This is a genomic window from Neolewinella aquimaris (assembly GCF_014197245.1).
Classification (GTDB): domain Bacteria; phylum Bacteroidota; class Bacteroidia; order Chitinophagales; family Saprospiraceae; genus Neolewinella; species Neolewinella aquimaris.
The window spans coordinates 22,738-40,099 of record NZ_JACIFF010000003.1; the positions used below are offsets into that span (position 1 = coordinate 22,738).

A 17,362-nucleotide genomic window follows, 5' to 3' on the forward strand; every position below is an offset into this window, starting at 1 on the left:
CTACTTCAGGCTGCTGGTGGTCGATGTGCTGCTCAGGTCAGAGGCCTCCACGGAGGGCGCATCGGTGTCTTCCGGTTCGGCAACGCGCACGAGCATACCGTCAAAAGCGCCGGGTACGGTACTGGTAAGCAGACGGGCTCCGTCGTCCAGCCCACCTACGATGGCCGATGTCCGACTGGTCTTTTGTACCGTCACGGGCTGCAGGGTCAGGATGGAATCGTTGCGGACGACGTATACGTTGCGCTCGTCGATGAGCAGGGTGCGGTCGATCTCAACTACGTTTTCCAGGGTACGGGCCGCAGCCTCTCCCCGCATGTACATTCCCTCGCGCAGTCCCTCACCGCTTACGCCGATGTACACGTTCACCGTCTGCGATCCCTCGTCGATCTGGTCGCTGATCCTGCGAATGGTACCATCCCACGCTCCCTGAATATCCTCGCTGTGCAGCCTGACTTTTCCGCCCGTTTGGAGGTACTGCAGTTCGGACAGCGGTACGGTGGCCACCAGTTCGTAGTAGCCCGTAGCCATTAGTTCGCCCAGTATCTGCCCGGAACGTACCACGGCACCCTGGTCGATGTTGACCGCGGTGAGTACACCGGAGAAGGGGGCGTATATGACGTATTTGCTCAGCCGTTCCTCGAGGCTCTTGATGCTGTAATACTGGGAGTAGAGGTTCCGGCCCGCCACGAACAGCTTTTCCCGCTGGTCGACGGCCGTGGGCAGCTCTGGCAGCGGCTGGTCGATGTCATACGCGTCGAGGTAGCGCTCCCAGGCGGGAAAACTTGCGGCGTAGTCGATCTTCAGGTCCGGCATGATCTGAGCCACTGAATTGAGCAGGGTAGCTTTCTGGGCCTGCAGGTTGAGGCGCGCCTCGTCGTTGTCGATCCGCAGAATGACCGCTCCCTTGGGGAAATAGGTGCCCACCTTTAGGGGCCGCCCCGTTTCTTCCACCATTCCGCCCACCTCGCTGTAGAGTTCGATCTTGTTGTAGGCCTGCAACCGACCCTGTATGTCCAGCATGGTCGCCAGCGCCTCGTTCTTTACGGTGCGTGTTTCTACGGTACGTACCCTTTTTTCGACCTGTCGCCGCGGCGCGTCTTCCTTGAGCGAACCCAGGTACTGCATACCGAAGTAGCCCAGCGCAATGATGCCCAGCCCCAGTAGCGCTTTGAGAAAGTTGTTGACGGTCTTCTTTTTCATTAGTTGGTGGATTGGCGGCTTAGGTAGTTAACCTCTCCGTATAGATAGTGTTTCGACACCTTCTCCTTTCAGCACATTTTGGCGGGGCCGCAGGTGCAGTGTAAATTCAGAAGGGCCAAAAGGCTTTGGCAATGGCCCCAACGATCACCACCACCAGCAAGCGGTACGCCCATACCCCCGCGCGGGGGTCGTTTGCCGCATAGCGGGCCGTCAGGTATCCGCCTGCCGTTTGGCCCAGCGCCATCAGCAAGCCGATGCGCCAGTCGATCAGGTCACGCCACGCAAAGATAGCTACCGCGATCAGGGTATAAATGACGACCACGATCCCCTTTACCACATTGGCCTGAATTATTTCGTATTTCGCCACGAGTACCATAAGGGCTAGGAAGAAAATGCCCATTCCCATCTGAATGAAGCCGCCGTAAATCCCGAGGGCAAAAAAGGCGGGAATCAGAATCCAGAGCGACAAGCGTTTCTCTACGTCCTCCGCAGCGATCCACCGTTTCGGATTGACCAGCACCACGATCAACATGAGTACCAACAGGTAGCGAAAGACGGTGCGGTAGGTCGCATTGTCCATCACCAGACTCAGGTAGATCCCCACCAGGGCCCCCAGGCTGCTGATCACCACGATCTGCCACATTTCCCGCCGGCGCTGTCGGGCCAGGTTGAGGCGCCCGGCCCGCTTGAAGGCCCAGGTGCCGGCCATGCTCTGGGTCACCACGCCAATTCGGTTGGTGGCGTTGGCTACGTCGGCGGGTAGGCCCAGTACCTCCATCAGTATGGTCAGGGTAATGGCCGAACCGTTGCCGGACAGGGTATTGATACCCCCCGCGAGAAAAGCTCCCACCAGGGCGATGAGGTAGTCCAGCATCACCGGGTCAGGACGATGTAGTCGAGCAGCAAAGTCTGGAGGAATTTTTCTTTCGAGGCGGGTACCTCCTCCCGGCGGAGCTCGAGCAGTTCGGTCATTCGATTGGCAAGGAGCGATAGGGCACCCCGGTGTGCTTCGTTCGGGTAGCGGCGGTAGCGGAGAAGGCACTGCTTGACCACCAGCATGTCCTCATCGGTCATGCGCTGTACGGCCACGAAGCGGGCCTGGTGCTCGCTCCGGTCGCGAATGGTAAGGATGTCGGCCAGACTGACTCCCCCGGTCGCCCGGACGTTAATGACCACGGTATGGGCGACCAGGTCCCCCAGCCGCTGGCCGTACCTTCCCGTCACGATAAACAGGATGGCCGCCATGCCGAAAGTGAAGATCGCATCGGGCAGCAAAAAAACCGTCCGGACGAGAAAGTCGGCGGGCGTAGGATCGCGACCGTCGAGCCGGATCACCCGCAGCCGCAACAACAACTTTCCCGGCGTCTGCCCCCGACTCACCATCTCCCAGAAGAAGAAATAGCCGAGCAGCCAAAACAGGGGGGCCAGACGGAGGGCCACTACGTAATTGAGGTCGAAACGCAGCAGTTCGAGGGCGTACACTGCCGACAGATAAACCACCGCAACGATCACCAGATCGATCAGGAAGGCACCGATGCGAAGGCCGACGGTGGCCGTCTCGTAATCAATCCTTACGTTATGGGTGGTATGTATGGTGACGGTGGCCATCTGAGGCGTCAAAGTTACTAAACCTTTAAAGGCAAGCCGACGATACATCGGATACTTCTCCGGCTCGTTGTAGCTTAGACTTGTCGCGCCGCCACCGGCGGTAAGCCTACTCCCCCTTTCGTCATGAGCAAAAAATCCATCTACCTTATTGTTGGTCTGATCGTCATCTCCATCGTGGGCCTGATCATCCTACAGTTGCAGTTAATTCAGACGGGACTGGAAGTAAATAAGGAACGTTACGACCGCGCCGTGCAGAGCGTACTCAAACAGGTCGCCGATGAAGTGGAGGATACGGAGGAGGACGAAATCCGACTGACCCTCAACAACGGATACGCGGGCGGAGTACCGGAGGCGATGTACGGTGAGCTCATCATCGGAGACCGTTCGGCCGGCCTCCTTTCCGCGGGCACCATCCGCATCAGCCCCAATTCATTCCGGCTACGCGCCCAGTTTGCTTCCCGGAACTTGGAAGAACGGATCGACCGGGAATCGATCCACAAAAAACTGACCAAGGAACTGCGCAATGCCGGTATCCAGGACGAACTGGAGTACGGCATTTACGACACCCGCCAGCAACGATTCATTTCCCGCAACGGCCGGTTGCTCTCTCCGGCCGGCTCCGATACCAGTCGTCACGCAGATTTGATGCAGGGGGATTACGTCGTCAGCCTGTTCGACAACGATCCGGCCATACCGGGGGAGATCCGGGCCTACAGTCCGGATAAAAACAGCGTCATTTATAGTTCCCTCTACGGCAATTTTGCCGCGAGCGTGGTATTCGTGCTGATTATTCTCGGTTGTTTTGTCTATACCATTTACGTCATCCTGCGCCAGAAGAAGGTATCGGAAATGAAAACCGATTTCATCAACAACATGACGCATGAGTTCAAGACGCCGATCGCGACCATCTCCCTGGCTACCGACAGTATTGTAAGTCCCCGCATCAGCAATGACCCCTCCAAGGTGCAGCGGTTTGCGCGCATCATCAAACAGGAAAATAAGCGCATGAACGACCAGGTGGAGAAGGTGCTGCAAATGGCCAAACTTGACAAGTCGCGCCTGAACCTCAACCTGACCGCCGTAGACCTGAATGCCGTGATTCAGAGTGCCGTAGAATACATCTGTCTGCAGGTAGAGCCCCGCGGGGGTACGGTAATCACCGATCTACAGGCCGATCCGTACGTTGTCGAGGGTGACCTGACCCACCTTTCCAGTTTGATCAACAACCTGCTGGACAACGCGAATAAGTACTCGCCGGAAGCACCGCGCATTATAGTTAGTACCCGAAATGTGGCGCGGGGCGTCCAAATTTCCGTAACGGATCACGGACTGGGAATGACCCGCGAAGCACGAAAAAACATTTTTGACCGTTTCTACCGAGTGCACACCGGCGATCGTCACGACGTAAAGGGCTTCGGACTGGGCCTATCCTACGTAAAAACCATTACCGAGGTGCACAACGGAAGCATCGAAGTAAAGAGCGAACCCGGAAAGGGGAGTAGCTTTATCGTGACCTTTCCGTACCGTCAGCCCGACTGACCGTTGCATCGACTTTACCGCTAAATAGCACCTATATTATGAGTGATATCAACCCTGCTGAAGCAAAGATACTCCTGGTCGAAGACGACCAGAATTTTGGCGACGTACTGCGCTCCTTCCTCGAGGTGCACGATTACGATGTCACCCTGGCCGTTGATGGCGTAGCCGGCCTGGAGGCTTACCGCACCGGAAAATGGGACCTGTGCATCTTCGACGTGATGATGCCCCGCCTCAGCGGGTTCGAACTTGCGAAAAAGGTGAGGGAAACGGATTCTCAGACCCCCATCATTTTCCTGACCGCTAAGGCGATGAAGGACGATGTGCTCAACGGATTCGAACTGGGTGCGGACGACTACATCACCAAGCCCTTCAACAGCGAAGAATTACTGGCCCGCATCAACGTGATCCTACGGCGCAGTCAGGTTCCCGCCGATCCCAAGGAAGACCAGACGGAATTTGACTTCGGTCAGTTTCACTTTCATTTCCCCCTCCGTATCCTTACGCATACCGACGAAAAGGGGGAGGTATCCAAGGACAAACTCAGCCCGAAGGAAGCCCAGCTCCTTAAGTTGTTCGCTTTACACAAGAACAATATCCTGAGCCGCAGCGAAGCCCTTACCAAGATTTGGGGAGAGGACAATTATTTTACGGCCCGCTCCATGGACGTATTCGTTACCAAACTGCGCAAGTACCTGAAGCCCGATCCCTCCATCGAGATCGTCAACATTCACGGCAACGGATTCCAACTCCTCGTCAGCAGCGAACAGGAAAGCTGAACCGGCAATGCGCTGTTAAAATTCCACGCAACGATACAATCCACTCACAACGGATTGTTTTGTACCCAGCCAGCGGGGCAGAATACCGGACCATCACCCCTACATATCGCATTGCCGCACTGTAAAGATAATTGACGACGGCATCCGTCGTTATTAAGTATAGTTTTTGGGATTATAATTTTTATCGGCCGAAGCCCCGCGCTTCGGCCCTTTTTTTGTTTAACCCGTACCGAAGGAGATTATCTACCTTCTACCGGCATTAACGCTCATACCAAGGTACAATAGGAAATGGATATGCGGAACTTAATTCCAGGATACTTTACTGTTATTTTACATATATCGTTTTCGTCCCTCTTTTTTCTGCATTCATCAGCGCTCGTGGGCCAGCCTACTGCGCTGGAGTTGAGTAAACTAGTGGACCGTAATCCAGTATTTTCCACCGGCCATACCGGCTTTTGTATCTACGACGTAGCGGGAGACACGGTGGTGTACGCGTACAACGCCGATCGCTACTTCGTGCCGGCCAGCAACGTCAAGCTGCTCACCTTTTACCTGAGTTGGCGGATCCTTGCCGACCGGGCGCCGGCGGTGTTTTACCGGCACTACGCCGACCGTACGGAAGTGTGGGGAAGCGGTTATCCTCTCCTCCTTCACCCCGAATTTGGTGCGTACGATGAGCTTAGCCCCTGGCTGACCGCTCAGCAGCGCCCCCTGGTACTCAACTTTCCCACCACCGAGCAACCACCGCGCTACGGCGCCGGCTGGAGCTGGGACGATTACGAGTACGGCTACGTTTACGAAAGGTCGTCCTTTCCGGTGTACGGCAACCGCCTGTACCTCGACCTCACCCCGCTGGATGCTTCCGGGGAAAGCCACCTGTACGGATCCCCGCCCGCGGTGGCCTCCGCTCTGCTGCAGGACAGCGATCAGGAGCGCACCATTAGCCGTTCGGAAGGAAGCAACTTATTTACGGTGGGAGAAACCTTCTACAATCCCGCTAATTTTCCCCTCCAGCGTGCCCTTGTCCTGTCTCCGGAACTGACCACCGACCTCGTGGCGCAGGCGCTCCCGCAGCAAAGTGTGGGAATCGGAAATCGTCCGCTCCCACCTACCGGGCAGTATCAGCGTTTGGAGGTCTCCCTACCCGATACGGTGTACCGCAAGCTGCTGCAGGACAGCGACAATTATCTGGCCGAGCAATTAATTATCCAGTGCGCCGCCGATCGCTACGGAACGCCGGATGAGGAGCGTTTACTTGATTTTGCCACCGATACCCTATTCGCTGAAATGAAACTCGGGCGAATGAGGTACGCCGACGGGAGTGGATTGAGCCGGTATAACCTACTGCAGCCGCGCCAGCTGGCGCGGATCGTACTTGCACTAGACGAATCCGTCGGTAGGGAACGTCTACTGAATTTGCTACCCGCGGGTGGCGTCAATGGTACGCTAACCAAGCGTTTTGCCGACCGTCCGGAAACTTACGTGTGGGCAAAGACCGGATCACTGAGTGGCGTTGTTTGTCTGAGTGGATTGGTCCGTACCCGCACGGGAAGGTGGCTGGCCTTCAGCTTTCTGCACAACAACGTCGTGGGCCGAAGCTCGGAGTATTACCGTGAGATGGAGCGGGTACTGGGCTGGGCCTACGACCATATGTAGCGCTGGATGAACCCGGCGGCGCCTTTATCCGCATCTTTGCACCCCAAAATCAACTGACATGGTATACCTGGAGCTTACGCAGGTCTCAAAAATATACGGAGAAAAAGTCCTCTTCGACCGCGTCGACCTGCAGGTAGCGCAGAATACGAAGGTGGCCCTCGTAGCCAAGAACGGAACCGGTAAGTCTACCCTGCTGCGGGTGGCCGCCGGCATCGATCTCCCGGAAGGAGTCGGGTCCGAAGTGTACGTACATAAGGACGCGCGCATGGCCTACCTCTCCCAGGATCCCGATTTCGGAGCTAACGCATCCGTCATGGACGCTGTTTTCGACAGCGACAACGAGATGGTCAAGGCCGTGCGCGACTACGAGGAGGCCCTCTCCCGCCCCGATTCTCCCCAGTTGCTGCAAAATGCCCTCGGCCGCATGGACGAACTCCAGGCCTGGGACATCGAAGCCCGCATCAAGGAGGTGCTGAGCAAACTGAACATCGAGGACGTCAACCAGAAGGTAGCTACCCTCTCCGGAGGACAACGCAAGCGGGTCGCGCTGGCCAAACTCATCATCGACGAGCCCGACCTCATCATTATGGACGAACCCACCAACCACCTCGATCTCGACATGATCGAGTGGCTGGAAGAGTGGTTGCAGTCGCCCAACCTTACGCTGCTGATGGTCACTCACGATCGCTACTTCCTGGAGCGGGTCTGCAACCGCATCATCGAACTGGAGGGGGGTAACATTTACCACTACACCGGTAATTACTCCGACTTTCTGAACAAGAAGGCCTCACGGGAGGAGACCGAAAGTGCCGAACTCGACAAGGACCGTAAGCGCATGAAGCAGGAGCTCGAGTGGGTCAGGCGAATGCCCAGCGGCCGGGGAACGAAGGCCAAGAGCCGACTCTCCGCCTTCAGCGAACTCAAGAATAAGGTAGGGGGGTTCCGTAAGGAGGAAGAACTCACCATCGAGATCAAGGGGCAGCGGCTCGGAAGCAAAATTCTGGAGGCCCACAACATCAGTAAATCCTACGGTGGCCGGGAACTGGTGAAGGGGTTCAGCTACAAATTTCAGAAGGGAGAGCGGGCCGGCATCGTGGGTAGAAACGGGGCCGGTAAGTCTACCCTACTGCACATGCTCACTAAGGAACTGGAACCCGATACGGGGAAGGTCGTACACGGTAGCAATACCCACTTCGGTTACTACACCCAGGATGGCATCAACCTGGCGCAGGACATGCGGGTCATCGACGTGGTGCGCGAGATCGCCGAATTCATTCCCCTGGAGAAGGGACTCAAACTCACCGCCCGCGGCCTGCTCGAACGCTTTATGTTCAACAGCAAGCAACAGCAGGTGTACGTAAGCCAGCTCAGCGGAGGAGAAAAGCGACGGCTGTACCTACTGACCATCCTGATGAAGAACCCCAACTTCCTCATTCTCGATGAGCCTACGAACGACCTGGACATCATGACCCTGAACGTACTGGAAGACTTCCTGATGGAATTTCCCGGCTGCGTGCTCATCGTAAGTCACGACCGCTTCTTTCTGGATAAACTGGCTCACCACCTCTTCATTTTTGAGGGGGACGGGAAAATCCGCGACTGGAACGGGCTCTACACCGAGTACCGGGAACAGCTAAAGGTGGAAAGCCAGGAACGTTCTGCTGCCGCCGCAACTCACACCGCACCCGCGGCCCCGCCAAAGAAGGTAGAGCAAGAAGTGGCGCTGACGCAGGAGCAACGCAAGGCGATCCGGCGCGTAGAGGGACAAATAAGCAAGCTGGAGGATCGAAAAAAGGGGATCAACCGCCAATTCGGCGACGCCGCCGCCCTGACTCCCGAACGCATTGCCGAGCTCGGACGCGAACTGGCCGAAGTGAATGAGGCGATCGAGGAAAAGGAGATGGAGTGGATGGAGCTCGTAGGTGAATAGTTATCCACATCCTAATGTTTTCGATACGTAAAGAACTTGTAAATCAGGGGATTGACTGTTGCACTTTTCCACCGGTCAGTTGGGGAAAACGGTGGAGAATCGGGGGGTTATCCACAGCATGGTGGAGAGGTGTCGCGAAATCGGGCAGCTTATCCACATTTCCACAGCTACTAACATTCTTAATCCACTGCTTCTCGACAGGAAAGCGGGCGGAATCCCCAGGAGAGTGTAAAAAAGTTCTCCCCGTCCGGTGGGTGCCCGCGATTGTGGACGAATCCCGAATCCCTTTGATTCAGGGCGCGTTAGGGTGTGTAGAATATGTGGAAAACGCTGACCGAACGGTGGAGATTGGAATAGACAAGCCAGATGGGAATCCTTTCTCCCGCTTTCCACACCCCTAATAACGATAAAGGGATTTGAAATTTTAAAAAAGATAATAACTATTAAGGTGATGGGACAGCCGGTAGAAAAAAGGGCCTTCAGCAACACCCGCCGCGGCGGAAGCTATCCCCGCGCGGTGAAGATCTGGCTGCTGGTGGGGCTGGTCATGGTGGTGGGACAGATCGTCATCGGCGGCATCACGCGGCTTACCGAATCGGGACTGTCCATCACCGAGTGGAAGCCGCTCAGTGGGGCCATGCCGCCGCTAAACGATGCCGACTGGACGGTGGAGTTCGAGAAGTACCAGGAGTCGCCGCAGTACGCCAAGATCTTTGCCGACATTTCACTGTCTGATTTTAAATTCATCTACTTCTGGGAGTGGTTCCACCGCCAGTGGGCGCGCATAATGGGATTGGTCTTCGTGGTGGGTTTTATGATCTTCTGGCGGAAAAAGTACCTGGACCCTCCCCTGATGCGCCGGCTGGGCGTGGTGGTGCTGCTGGCGGCCCTGGCGGCCAGTTTCGGGTGGATCATGGTGGCGAGCGGACTCATCGACCGGCCGTGGGTCAACGCGTACAAGCTCACCCTGCACCTCGCTCTGGGCATTACGCTCTTTGCTTACCTGCTGTGGATAACCATTAAAGTTTTTCAGCCAAGCCTGCCCGGTTTTCCACAGGGGCGCGTTGAAAAGCTGGTTTGGCCCCTGAATATCCTGCTGATCTGTCAGCTTCTACTGGGTGGTGTGATGAGTGGCGCGAAGGCCGCCCTGCCCTACCCCACCTGGCCGGATATGAATGGTAAATTCGTTCCCGCGGTGCTACAGGATGGCAGTGCGTGGAATGTGGAAAACCTGGTCAACTACGAAGCCAGTTTGTTTCAGCCCGCTCTGTTTCAGTTTTTGCACCGGATGACGGCTTACGCGCTGACAATCATAGTGTTATACTTTGTTTACCGTTGTTATAGGACCGTGCAATCCCGGCAACTTACCCGGGCCAACACCCTGTTGATAATCCTGTTGATAACCCAGGTTGGGCTGGGGATTGCGACGGTGGTAAGCAGCATCGGGCAGGTCCCCGTGGGGCTGGGGGTGGCCCACCAGTTTACGGCGATCGCGGTGGTCTCGACCGTGGTTTACATCAACTATTTGTTCCACCCGGGACGGAGTCTCAGGCCTGTGGAAAAGATGGTGGAGAACTAGTTGTTAAAATATTTGGACCCTACTTACGGGCCGCTGGATCGTCCGTCCAGCTGGCTTTTCTGCGGCCCAGGTACTGGCCGGTCAGGAAAATGGCGAGTAGAAAGTGCAGGAGGGCGGCGCGCTGGTCGGGGTTGTAGATGGTCTGCACTAGGATCATCAGGTAGTGGTAGATGCTGAGGCTGAGGGTCAGAAAAAGGAAGAGGGTATCGCTGGTTCGCTTCAGGTAGGCGTAGAGGGATAGTCCGGCCAGAAACAAGGAAGCCAGGCCGTACATTTTCATGAGGAGTTCGAAGCTTTGGCCCTCGGAAGTGCCGAATCCGGGGATGAGGTCACCCGCTTGCGGATAGAAGATGAACATCAGGCCTACGGTGGCCTGGATCAGGGTGTGGAGCAGCAGGATCATACAGGGGCAACCCGGATAAGAAGGCTTCGGTTTTTTTCTTCGTAAACTCGGGGATAAATACCTACCGTCATCACTACTTCTTCCTGGGGTCGAGCCCTCGTCTGGTCGCTTATTGCCGCCGCATTTATTGGTCCGGGGACCGTAGCCACCGCTGCCCGCGCCGGAGTCCTTAATGGCTACGGTTATCTACCGGTAGTGGTCATCGCCGCAGCGGCTGGTTATGTATTCATGGAGATGACGGCCCGCATCACGATCGTAAGTGAGCAGACGCTGGGGCAGATTCTTCGCAGCGGGGGCGGTAGCCTGGTTCCGGTAGTAACTTTTCTGTCCGTTCTCTTCGGGTGTATGGCGTACCAGGCCGGAAACCTGCTCGGCGCGCTGGGTGGTCTGCGGCTGTTGCTTCCGGCCGACCAGTGGTGGCTGATCCCCCTGGCCGGTGCGGTGGTTGCCCTGTTGTGGTCGGGCAGCACCGCGCGAGTGGGCAGGGTGATGACCTACGTGGTGTCAGGGATGGGATTATTGTTTCTGGTGGCTGCCGTACGGGTCGCGCTAGGCGGTGGGGTACGGTCTACCACGGGTGCCGGAGTGGATCCTACCGTGCTGTTCGGGCTCATCGGTACGACCATTGTTCCCTATAACTTTTTCCTTGCCGCGGGTCTCGGCAGCGGCTCGAAACTGGAGGACATGCGCCGTGGGCTGGGCCTCTCCTTCGGAATTGGAATGGTGATTACGGCGGCTATTCTAATCGTCGGGTCGGTCGCGCCCGTTTTCGTATCCTTCGCCGATCTCGGGGACGCCCTGGAAAATATTCTCGGCGGCTACGGAAAATTAGCCCTCGGGGCGGGGTTGTTTGCTGCGGGCTTCAGTTCCGCCGCCACCGCACCCCTCGCCGCGGCCGTGGCGGGGCGGGAATTGCTCGGGTTTGATTCCGGAGGCTGGGTGTTTCGTGGGGTGTGGCTGTCGGTACTGTTGACCGGGCTCGGCGTAGCGTTACTGCAACTGGACATCATCGGAGTGATCGTGATCGCTCAAGTTATAAACGGACTTCTGCTGCCCTTTATCGCTCTGGTCGTCTTTGTCCTGGCCAACCGACGCTCCCTTATGGGAGAGCGCGTAAACCGCTGGTGGCAGAACCTGCTCAGCGGGGCGGTGCTGCTCTTTATTTTCTACAAGGCCGGCGAATTTTTACTCGGTCTGCTGTGAACTGCGCCGATCAGCGGTTGGTGTAATCTTCCCGGTGGATGTTGAGTTTCTTCATCCGGGCAAAGAGGGTCTTGCCGTTGATGTCGAGCAGCTTTCCGGCACCGTTCGGACCGGTCACCCGGCCATTGGTGTAGCGAAGCGCGCGGATGATGTGCTGGCGCTGGTTTTCCTCGAGGCTTACCATGCGTTCTTTTTCCGATTCATCGAGGATCTCGTAGAATCCCCGGATTCCGCTCACCGTTCCCCCGTTGAGGACCGACCATAGGGTGACGCGCATGAGCGACTGCCGGCCGCCGGCGGTGGACACCACCAGGGTTTCTTCCATGCGGTGGTACCCGCGGACCAGGTCGATCATGTGGGCGTTCCAGGTGGAAGTGTGTTCCCGGGAAAGGCGCTCCACGAACGCATCCGGCTTGAGCGTATCGGGATCCCTGGTGCCCATGATGGCGAGCAGGTTATCGCTCACCAGGATGCTCTGATCGCGTAAATTGTAGTCGAAGCTGCCGATCCGGTGGGAATGCTCCACCATTTCGAGCATTTGCCGGTAGCGGTAGCTGTTCTGGGCATCCTTTACCAGGCTACAGATCAGCTGTTCGCTGGTTTCGGAGATGATGTGGGGAACGCTATAGATCACCACCGGATATCGGGTCCCGCTGCAGTTTTCGTGGTAGGTATAAATTTCGTCGCTTCCGTTTGAAATGGTACGCTGACAGTGGCCGTCCCAAATATCCTGGGAATAATTAGGCGAGTAATCGGCGATCTTTTTCTGTACGAGTTCCGAAAAGTTGTAACCCAGCGTTTTGCAGGCGGACGAGTTGGCGTAACGCAGCTGACCTTCGAGGTTAGCACACAACAGATCGGAGCTGCCATTGCCGACCACTCGATTCGCAAGTGCTAAAATCTGTGGTGGTGTGAGGGGATACATAGATTCTTAAGTTAATAATTACTACCGCCCGGCATCCCCGGAAGCAGGCGAGGTCACTGGGACCGGCGTGCCGTAGAGGATGAAACGACGGAGAGCTGATTTAAGTTGGGCTATTTTACCTACGGTAAAGATATGTGTTTTGACATTTTTTATTACTTCTTCCCTACTTTCAATAGGAAGATGCCCTGGAGCGTTGTAACTAAACGCGGCGGTCGCGGCGGTTTCCGTATTTTGGAGATCCGCGGCACCAATCTGTTTCACTATGGCTACCAACAGCAACTACGATCTTCTTATCGGTAAGCTTGATGAGTTTATCCGTAAATACTACATTAACGGGGCTATCCGGGGCCTACTGTACAGTACGGGCCTAATTTTGTTACTGTTTTTGGCGGTTAGTTTACTCGAATCTCAATTTTATTTCAGCGGCAGTACCCGCAAAATGATGTGGTACGGCTTCCTGGGCCTGAGCGGCCTTGCCATCGGGGGCTGGGTCCTACTTCCCCTCAGCCGCTACTTCAGACTGGGTAGTACGATCAGCCACGAACGGGCCGCGGAAATCATTGGCCGCCACTTTAGCAACGTGCAGGACAAACTGCTGAATGTGTTGCAATTGCGGCGACAAGCGGGCAACAGCGGCGATAAGGCGCTTCTGCTGGCCTCCATAGATCAAAAATCAGCGGAGATCAGTCCCGTTCCCTTCCGGTCGGCCATCGACCTTACCCAGAACCGCCGCTACCTGAAGTATGCCCTTCCCCCCCTGCTGTTGCTGTTGGTCTTACTTTTTGCCGCCCCTAGCCTGATCAAAGACAGTACCGATCGACTGATTCGCAATTCGGAAGATTTCGAACGGCCCGCTCCCTTTTCCTTCCGTGTACCCGGTGAGCTGGAGGTGGTGCAGTACGAGAACTTCCCCCTCACCGTAACGATCGAGGGCGACGTTCTTCCGGCCGAGGCCTACATTGAAGTGGATGGCTACCGTTACCGGCTCAACCGGGAAGACGGGAAAACCTTCACCTACAATTTTAACAACGTGCGCGCGGATACGCCCTTTCGCCTTTACGCCGGACAGGTAGAAAGCCCCGCCTACACCCTCGCCATTTTGCCCAAACCGAGCATCGCCGGGTTTACCGTTGATGCCGACTATCCGGATTATCTGGGCCGCCGCGACGAACAACTCACCAACATCGGTGACCTCACCGTGCCCGTAGGTACGCAACTCCGCTGGTCCTTCGACACGGAGAATACGGGGAACATTAACCTACGTTTTGCCAGCGAGGATACCACCGGGCAGCTCCGCCGCGATGGCGTCGATCTGTACAGCTTCGACAAGCGTGCCCTGCGCAACGATCGCTACACCCTGTACGTAGGCAACGACCGGCTCCCACTAGCCGATTCGGTGACCTATACCCTGTCGGTCGTTCCCGACCAGTACCCGCAGATCAGCGTGGAGACCTTTCAGGATAGTACCGACGAAAAACTGGTCTTCTTCGTAGGAGAGGCTTCGGACGACTACGGGATCCGTAAGCTGGACTTTGTCTATCGTTTAATCCGCGAGGGGGGTGAAGCCGAAGAGCAGCGTACTCCAATCAGCGGCCGTGCTGGCCAGCAGACCCGCTACGATCACGTGATCGATCTGAGTACGGACGTAGAGCTACTGCCCGGTGACGAACTCACCTACTACTTCGAAGTATTTGACAACGACGGCGTCAACGGCAGCAAGAGTGCCAAAACACCCGTCATGGTCTACCGTATGCCGACCCGAAAGGAGATGGAGGCGCGGGCCGAAAGCAACGACAGCAAGGTCAAGGATCAACTGAAGAAGGCCCTCGAGGCTACCCGTGACCTACAGGACGACACGAAGAAACTGCGGGAAAAAATGCTCCAGGAAAAGGAGGTAGACTGGAAACTGAAGAAAGAAATCGAAAAACTGGCGGAACGCCAGCAGGAGATTCAGCAACAGATCGAGGAAGCGCAGAAGGCCTTCGAGGAAAACATCGAGAACGAGGCCCAGGAAAACGAGGAAATCAGGCAGAAGCAGGAAAAACTCCAGGAGATGTTTGAAGAATCGCTCTCCCAAGAACTGCAGGAACTGATGGAGGAGATCCAGAAGCTAATGGAAGAACTCAACAAGGATCAGACGCTCGAAAAGATGGAGGAGATGGAACTCTCCGACGAGCAGGCCGAAGCCGAGTTGGAGCGCATGCTGGAACTATTCAAGCAGCTCGAAGTGGAGAAGGAAATGCAGGACGCCATCGAAAAGATGGAGGAACTGGCCCAGGAACAGGAAAAACTTGCCGAGGAAACCGAGCAGGGTGACCAACCTACCGAGCAACTCCAGGAGCAACAGGAACAACTGCAGGAAGAATTTAAGGAACTGGAAAAAAACCTGGACAAGGCGGAACAAAAAAACGAAGCCCTCGAACGGCCGATGCCCCTGGACACCAAGCCGGAAGAGCAGGAGGAGGTAGAACAGGACATGCAGGAGGCCCAGCAAAAGATGCAGGAGCAAAAGCCCAAAGAAGCCGCTAAAAAGCAACAGGACGCCAGCAAGAAAATGAAGAAAATGGCTCAGGAAATGAAGGAAGCCATGGAGAGCATGCAGATGGAGTCGAACAAGGAAGATATGGCCGCGATCCGTCAGTTGCTGGAGAACATCGTCGACCTCAGCTTCGACCAGGAGGAAACGATGGACGAGATTAACAACACGACCATCAACACCCCCCGCTACGTGGAACTCGTGCAACAGCAGTTCCAGATCAACGGCGATTTTGAACTCGTCCAAGATTCCCTGCAGGCCCTCGCCAAACGTAACTTCCAGATTGAAACCTTCGTCACCGAAAAGGTCACCGAAATCAAGAGCAACCTCTCCGGCACCATCACCGAACTGGAAGAACGCCACACGCCCCAGGCTGCCAACCTGCAGCAACGGGCCATGACCGGACTTAACGACCTCGCCCTGATGCTCAGCGAAAGCATGGAGCAAATGCAGCAGCAGATGGCCGGACAGATGCAGGGCCAGCAGCAGTGCCAAAACCCCCAGAATACCGGAAAGGGACAGCAGGGCGGAGAACCCAGCGAAAACCCCGGCAGCGACGGACAAAAGAGCATCGGGGAAGAAATGAGGGAGATGAAGGAAGGACTCGGAAAGGGCGAGGGCGGCACCAGCAAGGAATTTGCCGAACTTGCCGCCCGACAGGCCGCCCTGCGACGTGCACTGGAGGAAAAACAGCAGGAGAACCAGCAGGGTGGTGAGGGCAAGGACGGTCAGCTCCAGCAACTGATCGAGGAAATGAACGCCGCCGAGGAAGACCTGGTCAATAAACGACTGACCAACGAATCGCTCATGCGGCAACAGGACATCCTCACCCGTATGCTGGAGCACGAACGCTCCGAACGGGAGCAGAAAATGGACGAGAAACGAAAGTCAGAAACCGCGGAACAACAACGCCGGGAACTTCCCCCCAACCTGGAAGAGTACATCAGGCAGCGGCGTGCGGAGGTGGAACGTTTCAGAAAGGTCACGCCCCAACTGAAGCCTTACTACCAGGGACTGGTCAACGAGTACTTCCGCTCGCTCGGCGCCGAATGATTCATACCCAATTTTCTGCCGCTCAGGTCTTTGTCAACTATTCTGCGGGGGTATGATGTTATATTTCTGCAGTCCTTAGTTTAGCTTCCTGAACAACCTTATATGCTCACACTCGCGTCGGATCCCAATAACCTCAACAAAGTGGAGCAGCTCGTCGAGAAACTCGCCAGCCGCTACCAGCTTAACCAGGAAAAGCACGATAGTCTCCTCATCAGTCTGACCGAGGCCGTAAGCAACGCCATCATTCATGGCAATAAGCAGGATCGATCGAAGACAGTGAGCATCAGGTGTGCCCAGGTTACGGACGGTCTCGCCATCCGGGTTTCCGACCAGGGCGGCGGCTTTAACTACAACAGCCTTCCCGACCCCACCTGCCCCGAACGCATCTGCGAGTGCGGTGGCCGCGGCGTCTTCCTGATGAACCAGCTCTGTGACCGTATGCGGTACACGAACGGTGGCTCTACCGTCGAGATGCGGTTCCGGCTCTGATTTCTCCCATGATCGAGTTCCACGAGGAAGACGGCCAACTGCCCCGTCAACCCCTCCCCTCCCTTACCGCCTGGATCGAGGAAGTAGTTGCCCAGCGGGGAGGCCAAATCGGTGAGGTCAATTACATTTTCTGCTCCGACGATTACCTGCACCGGGTCAATCTTCAATACCTCCAGCACGATACGCTGACGGACATCATCACCTTCCCCTACGCCGATTTCCCTACCGTTACGGGCGATATATTCATCTCCACCGACCGGGTGGCCGATAACGCAACCGAGTTTTCCGAGCGCTATCAGGACGAATTGCACCGGGTCATGATCCACGGAATTCTGCACCTCTGCGGACAGGCCGACAAGTCGGAATCCGAAGCCGCAGCCATGCGCGAACGGGAGCAGTGGGCACTGTCCCTTCGCCCAGCGGACCTCATTTAGGCGGGGGCGCAGGAGCAGTGAATTGGGTTCC

14 protein-coding genes are annotated in these 17,362 nt (G+C 56.3%); 9 read left to right on the forward strand and 5 right to left on the reverse strand.

Translation table 11 applies throughout. The features are described from left to right. From GGR28_RS06830 to GGR28_RS06840, 3 genes are all read right to left on the reverse strand, one after another. Positions 1–1,200, reverse strand: a complete 1,200-nt coding sequence (locus GGR28_RS06830) for an efflux RND transporter periplasmic adaptor subunit (protein WP_183495007.1) — start codon at positions 1,198–1,200, stop codon at positions 1–3. 106 nt (positions 1,201–1,306) lie between these two features. After that, positions 1,307–2,074 (reverse strand): sulfite exporter TauE/SafE family protein, encoded by a 768-nt coding sequence (locus tag GGR28_RS06835; RefSeq protein ID WP_246416462.1) that lies wholly within the window; start codon positions 2,072–2,074, stop codon positions 1,307–1,309. Continuing rightward, positions 2,074–2,808 (reverse strand): RDD family protein, encoded by a 735-nt coding sequence (locus GGR28_RS06840; RefSeq protein WP_183495008.1) that lies wholly within the window; start codon positions 2,806–2,808, stop codon positions 2,074–2,076. Before GGR28_RS06840 ends, GGR28_RS06835 begins: the two co-directional genes overlap by 1 nt. 123 nt (positions 2,809–2,931) lie before the next feature. On the opposite strand from GGR28_RS06840, the gene GGR28_RS06845 reads away from it, so the two are divergent. From GGR28_RS06845 to GGR28_RS06865, 5 genes are all read left to right on the forward strand, one after another. Continuing rightward, complete coding sequence (locus tag GGR28_RS06845) at positions 2,932–4,347, forward strand: sensor histidine kinase (protein ID WP_183495009.1); 1,416 nt, start codon at positions 2,932–2,934, stop codon at positions 4,345–4,347. A gap of 38 nt (positions 4,348–4,385) precedes the next feature. Then, positions 4,386–5,123 (forward strand): response regulator transcription factor, encoded by a 738-nt coding sequence (locus GGR28_RS06850; RefSeq protein ID WP_183495010.1) that lies wholly within the window; start codon positions 4,386–4,388, stop codon positions 5,121–5,123. A gap of 414 nt (positions 5,124–5,537) precedes the next feature. After that, positions 5,538–6,779 (forward strand): D-alanyl-D-alanine carboxypeptidase, encoded by a 1,242-nt coding sequence (locus tag GGR28_RS06855; RefSeq protein WP_183495011.1) that lies wholly within the window; start codon positions 5,538–5,540, stop codon positions 6,777–6,779. Positions 6,780–6,837: 58 nt separating this feature from the next. Further along, positions 6,838–8,709: an ABC-F family ATP-binding cassette domain-containing protein gene (locus tag GGR28_RS06860; RefSeq protein ID WP_183495012.1), complete on the forward strand. Its 1,872-nt coding sequence runs from the start codon at positions 6,838–6,840 to the stop codon at positions 8,707–8,709. Positions 8,710–9,160: 451 nt separating this feature from the next. After that, on the forward strand, positions 9,161–10,288 hold the full coding sequence (locus GGR28_RS06865; protein ID WP_183495013.1) for a COX15/CtaA family protein: 1,128 nt from the start codon (positions 9,161–9,163) through the stop codon (positions 10,286–10,288). A gap of 19 nt (positions 10,289–10,307) precedes the next feature. Here GGR28_RS06865 and GGR28_RS06870 read toward each other — a convergent pair whose 3' ends face one another. Further along, the gene (locus tag GGR28_RS06870) at positions 10,308–10,691 is read right to left on the reverse strand and encodes a hypothetical protein (protein WP_183495014.1); all 384 of its coding nucleotides are present in this window, start codon (positions 10,689–10,691) and stop codon (positions 10,308–10,310) included. Positions 10,692–10,817: 126 nt separating this feature from the next. Here GGR28_RS06870 and GGR28_RS06875 point away from each other — a divergent pair, with 126 nt between their 5' ends. Further along, the gene (locus GGR28_RS06875) at positions 10,818–11,894 is read left to right on the forward strand and encodes an NRAMP family divalent metal transporter (RefSeq protein ID WP_319936712.1); all 1,077 of its coding nucleotides are present in this window, start codon (positions 10,818–10,820) and stop codon (positions 11,892–11,894) included. Between the two features lie 10 nt (positions 11,895–11,904). On the opposite strand, the gene GGR28_RS06880 is transcribed toward GGR28_RS06875, so the two are convergent. Further along, positions 11,905–12,819, reverse strand: coding sequence for a PAS domain-containing protein (locus tag GGR28_RS06880; protein ID WP_183495015.1), 915 nt, complete (start codon positions 12,817–12,819; stop codon positions 11,905–11,907). A gap of 262 nt (positions 12,820–13,081) precedes the next feature. Here GGR28_RS06880 and GGR28_RS06885 point away from each other — a divergent pair, with 262 nt between their 5' ends. From GGR28_RS06885 to ybeY, 3 genes are all read left to right on the forward strand, one after another. Further along, complete coding sequence (locus GGR28_RS06885; RefSeq protein WP_183495016.1) at positions 13,082–16,408, forward strand: DUF4175 family protein; 3,327 nt, start codon at positions 13,082–13,084, stop codon at positions 16,406–16,408. Positions 16,409–16,510: 102 nt separating this feature from the next. Then, complete coding sequence (locus GGR28_RS06890; RefSeq protein ID WP_183495017.1) at positions 16,511–16,897, forward strand: ATP-binding protein; 387 nt, start codon at positions 16,511–16,513, stop codon at positions 16,895–16,897. An 8-nt stretch (positions 16,898–16,905) separates the two neighbouring features. After that, positions 16,906–17,331 carry an rRNA maturation RNase YbeY gene (ybeY, locus tag GGR28_RS06895; protein ID WP_183495018.1) on the forward strand — a complete coding sequence of 142 codons (426 nt, stop codon included), beginning with the start codon at positions 16,906–16,908 and terminating at the stop codon, positions 17,329–17,331. Positions 17,332–17,362: the final 31 nt, after the last annotated feature.

Coding starts and splice junctions, on each gene's coding strand:
- GGR28_RS06840 (WP_183495008.1), bottom strand. CDS start 2,808: ATGGCCACCGTCACCATACATACCACCCATAACGTAAGGATTGATTAC.
- GGR28_RS06890 (WP_183495017.1), top strand. CDS start 16,511: ATGCTCACACTCGCGTCGGATCCCAATAACCTCAACAAAGTGGAGCAG.
- GGR28_RS06880 (WP_183495015.1), bottom strand. CDS start 12,819: ATGTATCCCCTCACACCACCACAGATTTTAGCACTTGCGAATCGAGTG.
- GGR28_RS06850 (WP_183495010.1), top strand. CDS start 4,386: ATGAGTGATATCAACCCTGCTGAAGCAAAGATACTCCTGGTCGAAGAC.
- GGR28_RS06860 (WP_183495012.1), top strand. CDS start 6,838: ATGGTATACCTGGAGCTTACGCAGGTCTCAAAAATATACGGAGAAAAA.
- GGR28_RS06885 (WP_183495016.1), top strand. CDS start 13,082: ATGGCTACCAACAGCAACTACGATCTTCTTATCGGTAAGCTTGATGAG.
- GGR28_RS06830 (WP_183495007.1), bottom strand. CDS start 1,200: ATGAAAAAGAAGACCGTCAACAACTTTCTCAAAGCGCTACTGGGGCTG.
- GGR28_RS06845 (WP_183495009.1), top strand. CDS start 2,932: ATGAGCAAAAAATCCATCTACCTTATTGTTGGTCTGATCGTCATCTCC.
- GGR28_RS06835 (WP_246416462.1), bottom strand. CDS start 2,074: ATGCTGGACTACCTCATCGCCCTGGTGGGAGCTTTTCTCGCGGGGGGT.
- GGR28_RS06865 (WP_183495013.1), top strand. CDS start 9,161: ATGGGACAGCCGGTAGAAAAAAGGGCCTTCAGCAACACCCGCCGCGGC.
- GGR28_RS06870 (WP_183495014.1), bottom strand. CDS start 10,691: ATGATCCTGCTGCTCCACACCCTGATCCAGGCCACCGTAGGCCTGATG.
- ybeY (WP_183495018.1), top strand. CDS start 16,906: ATGATCGAGTTCCACGAGGAAGACGGCCAACTGCCCCGTCAACCCCTC.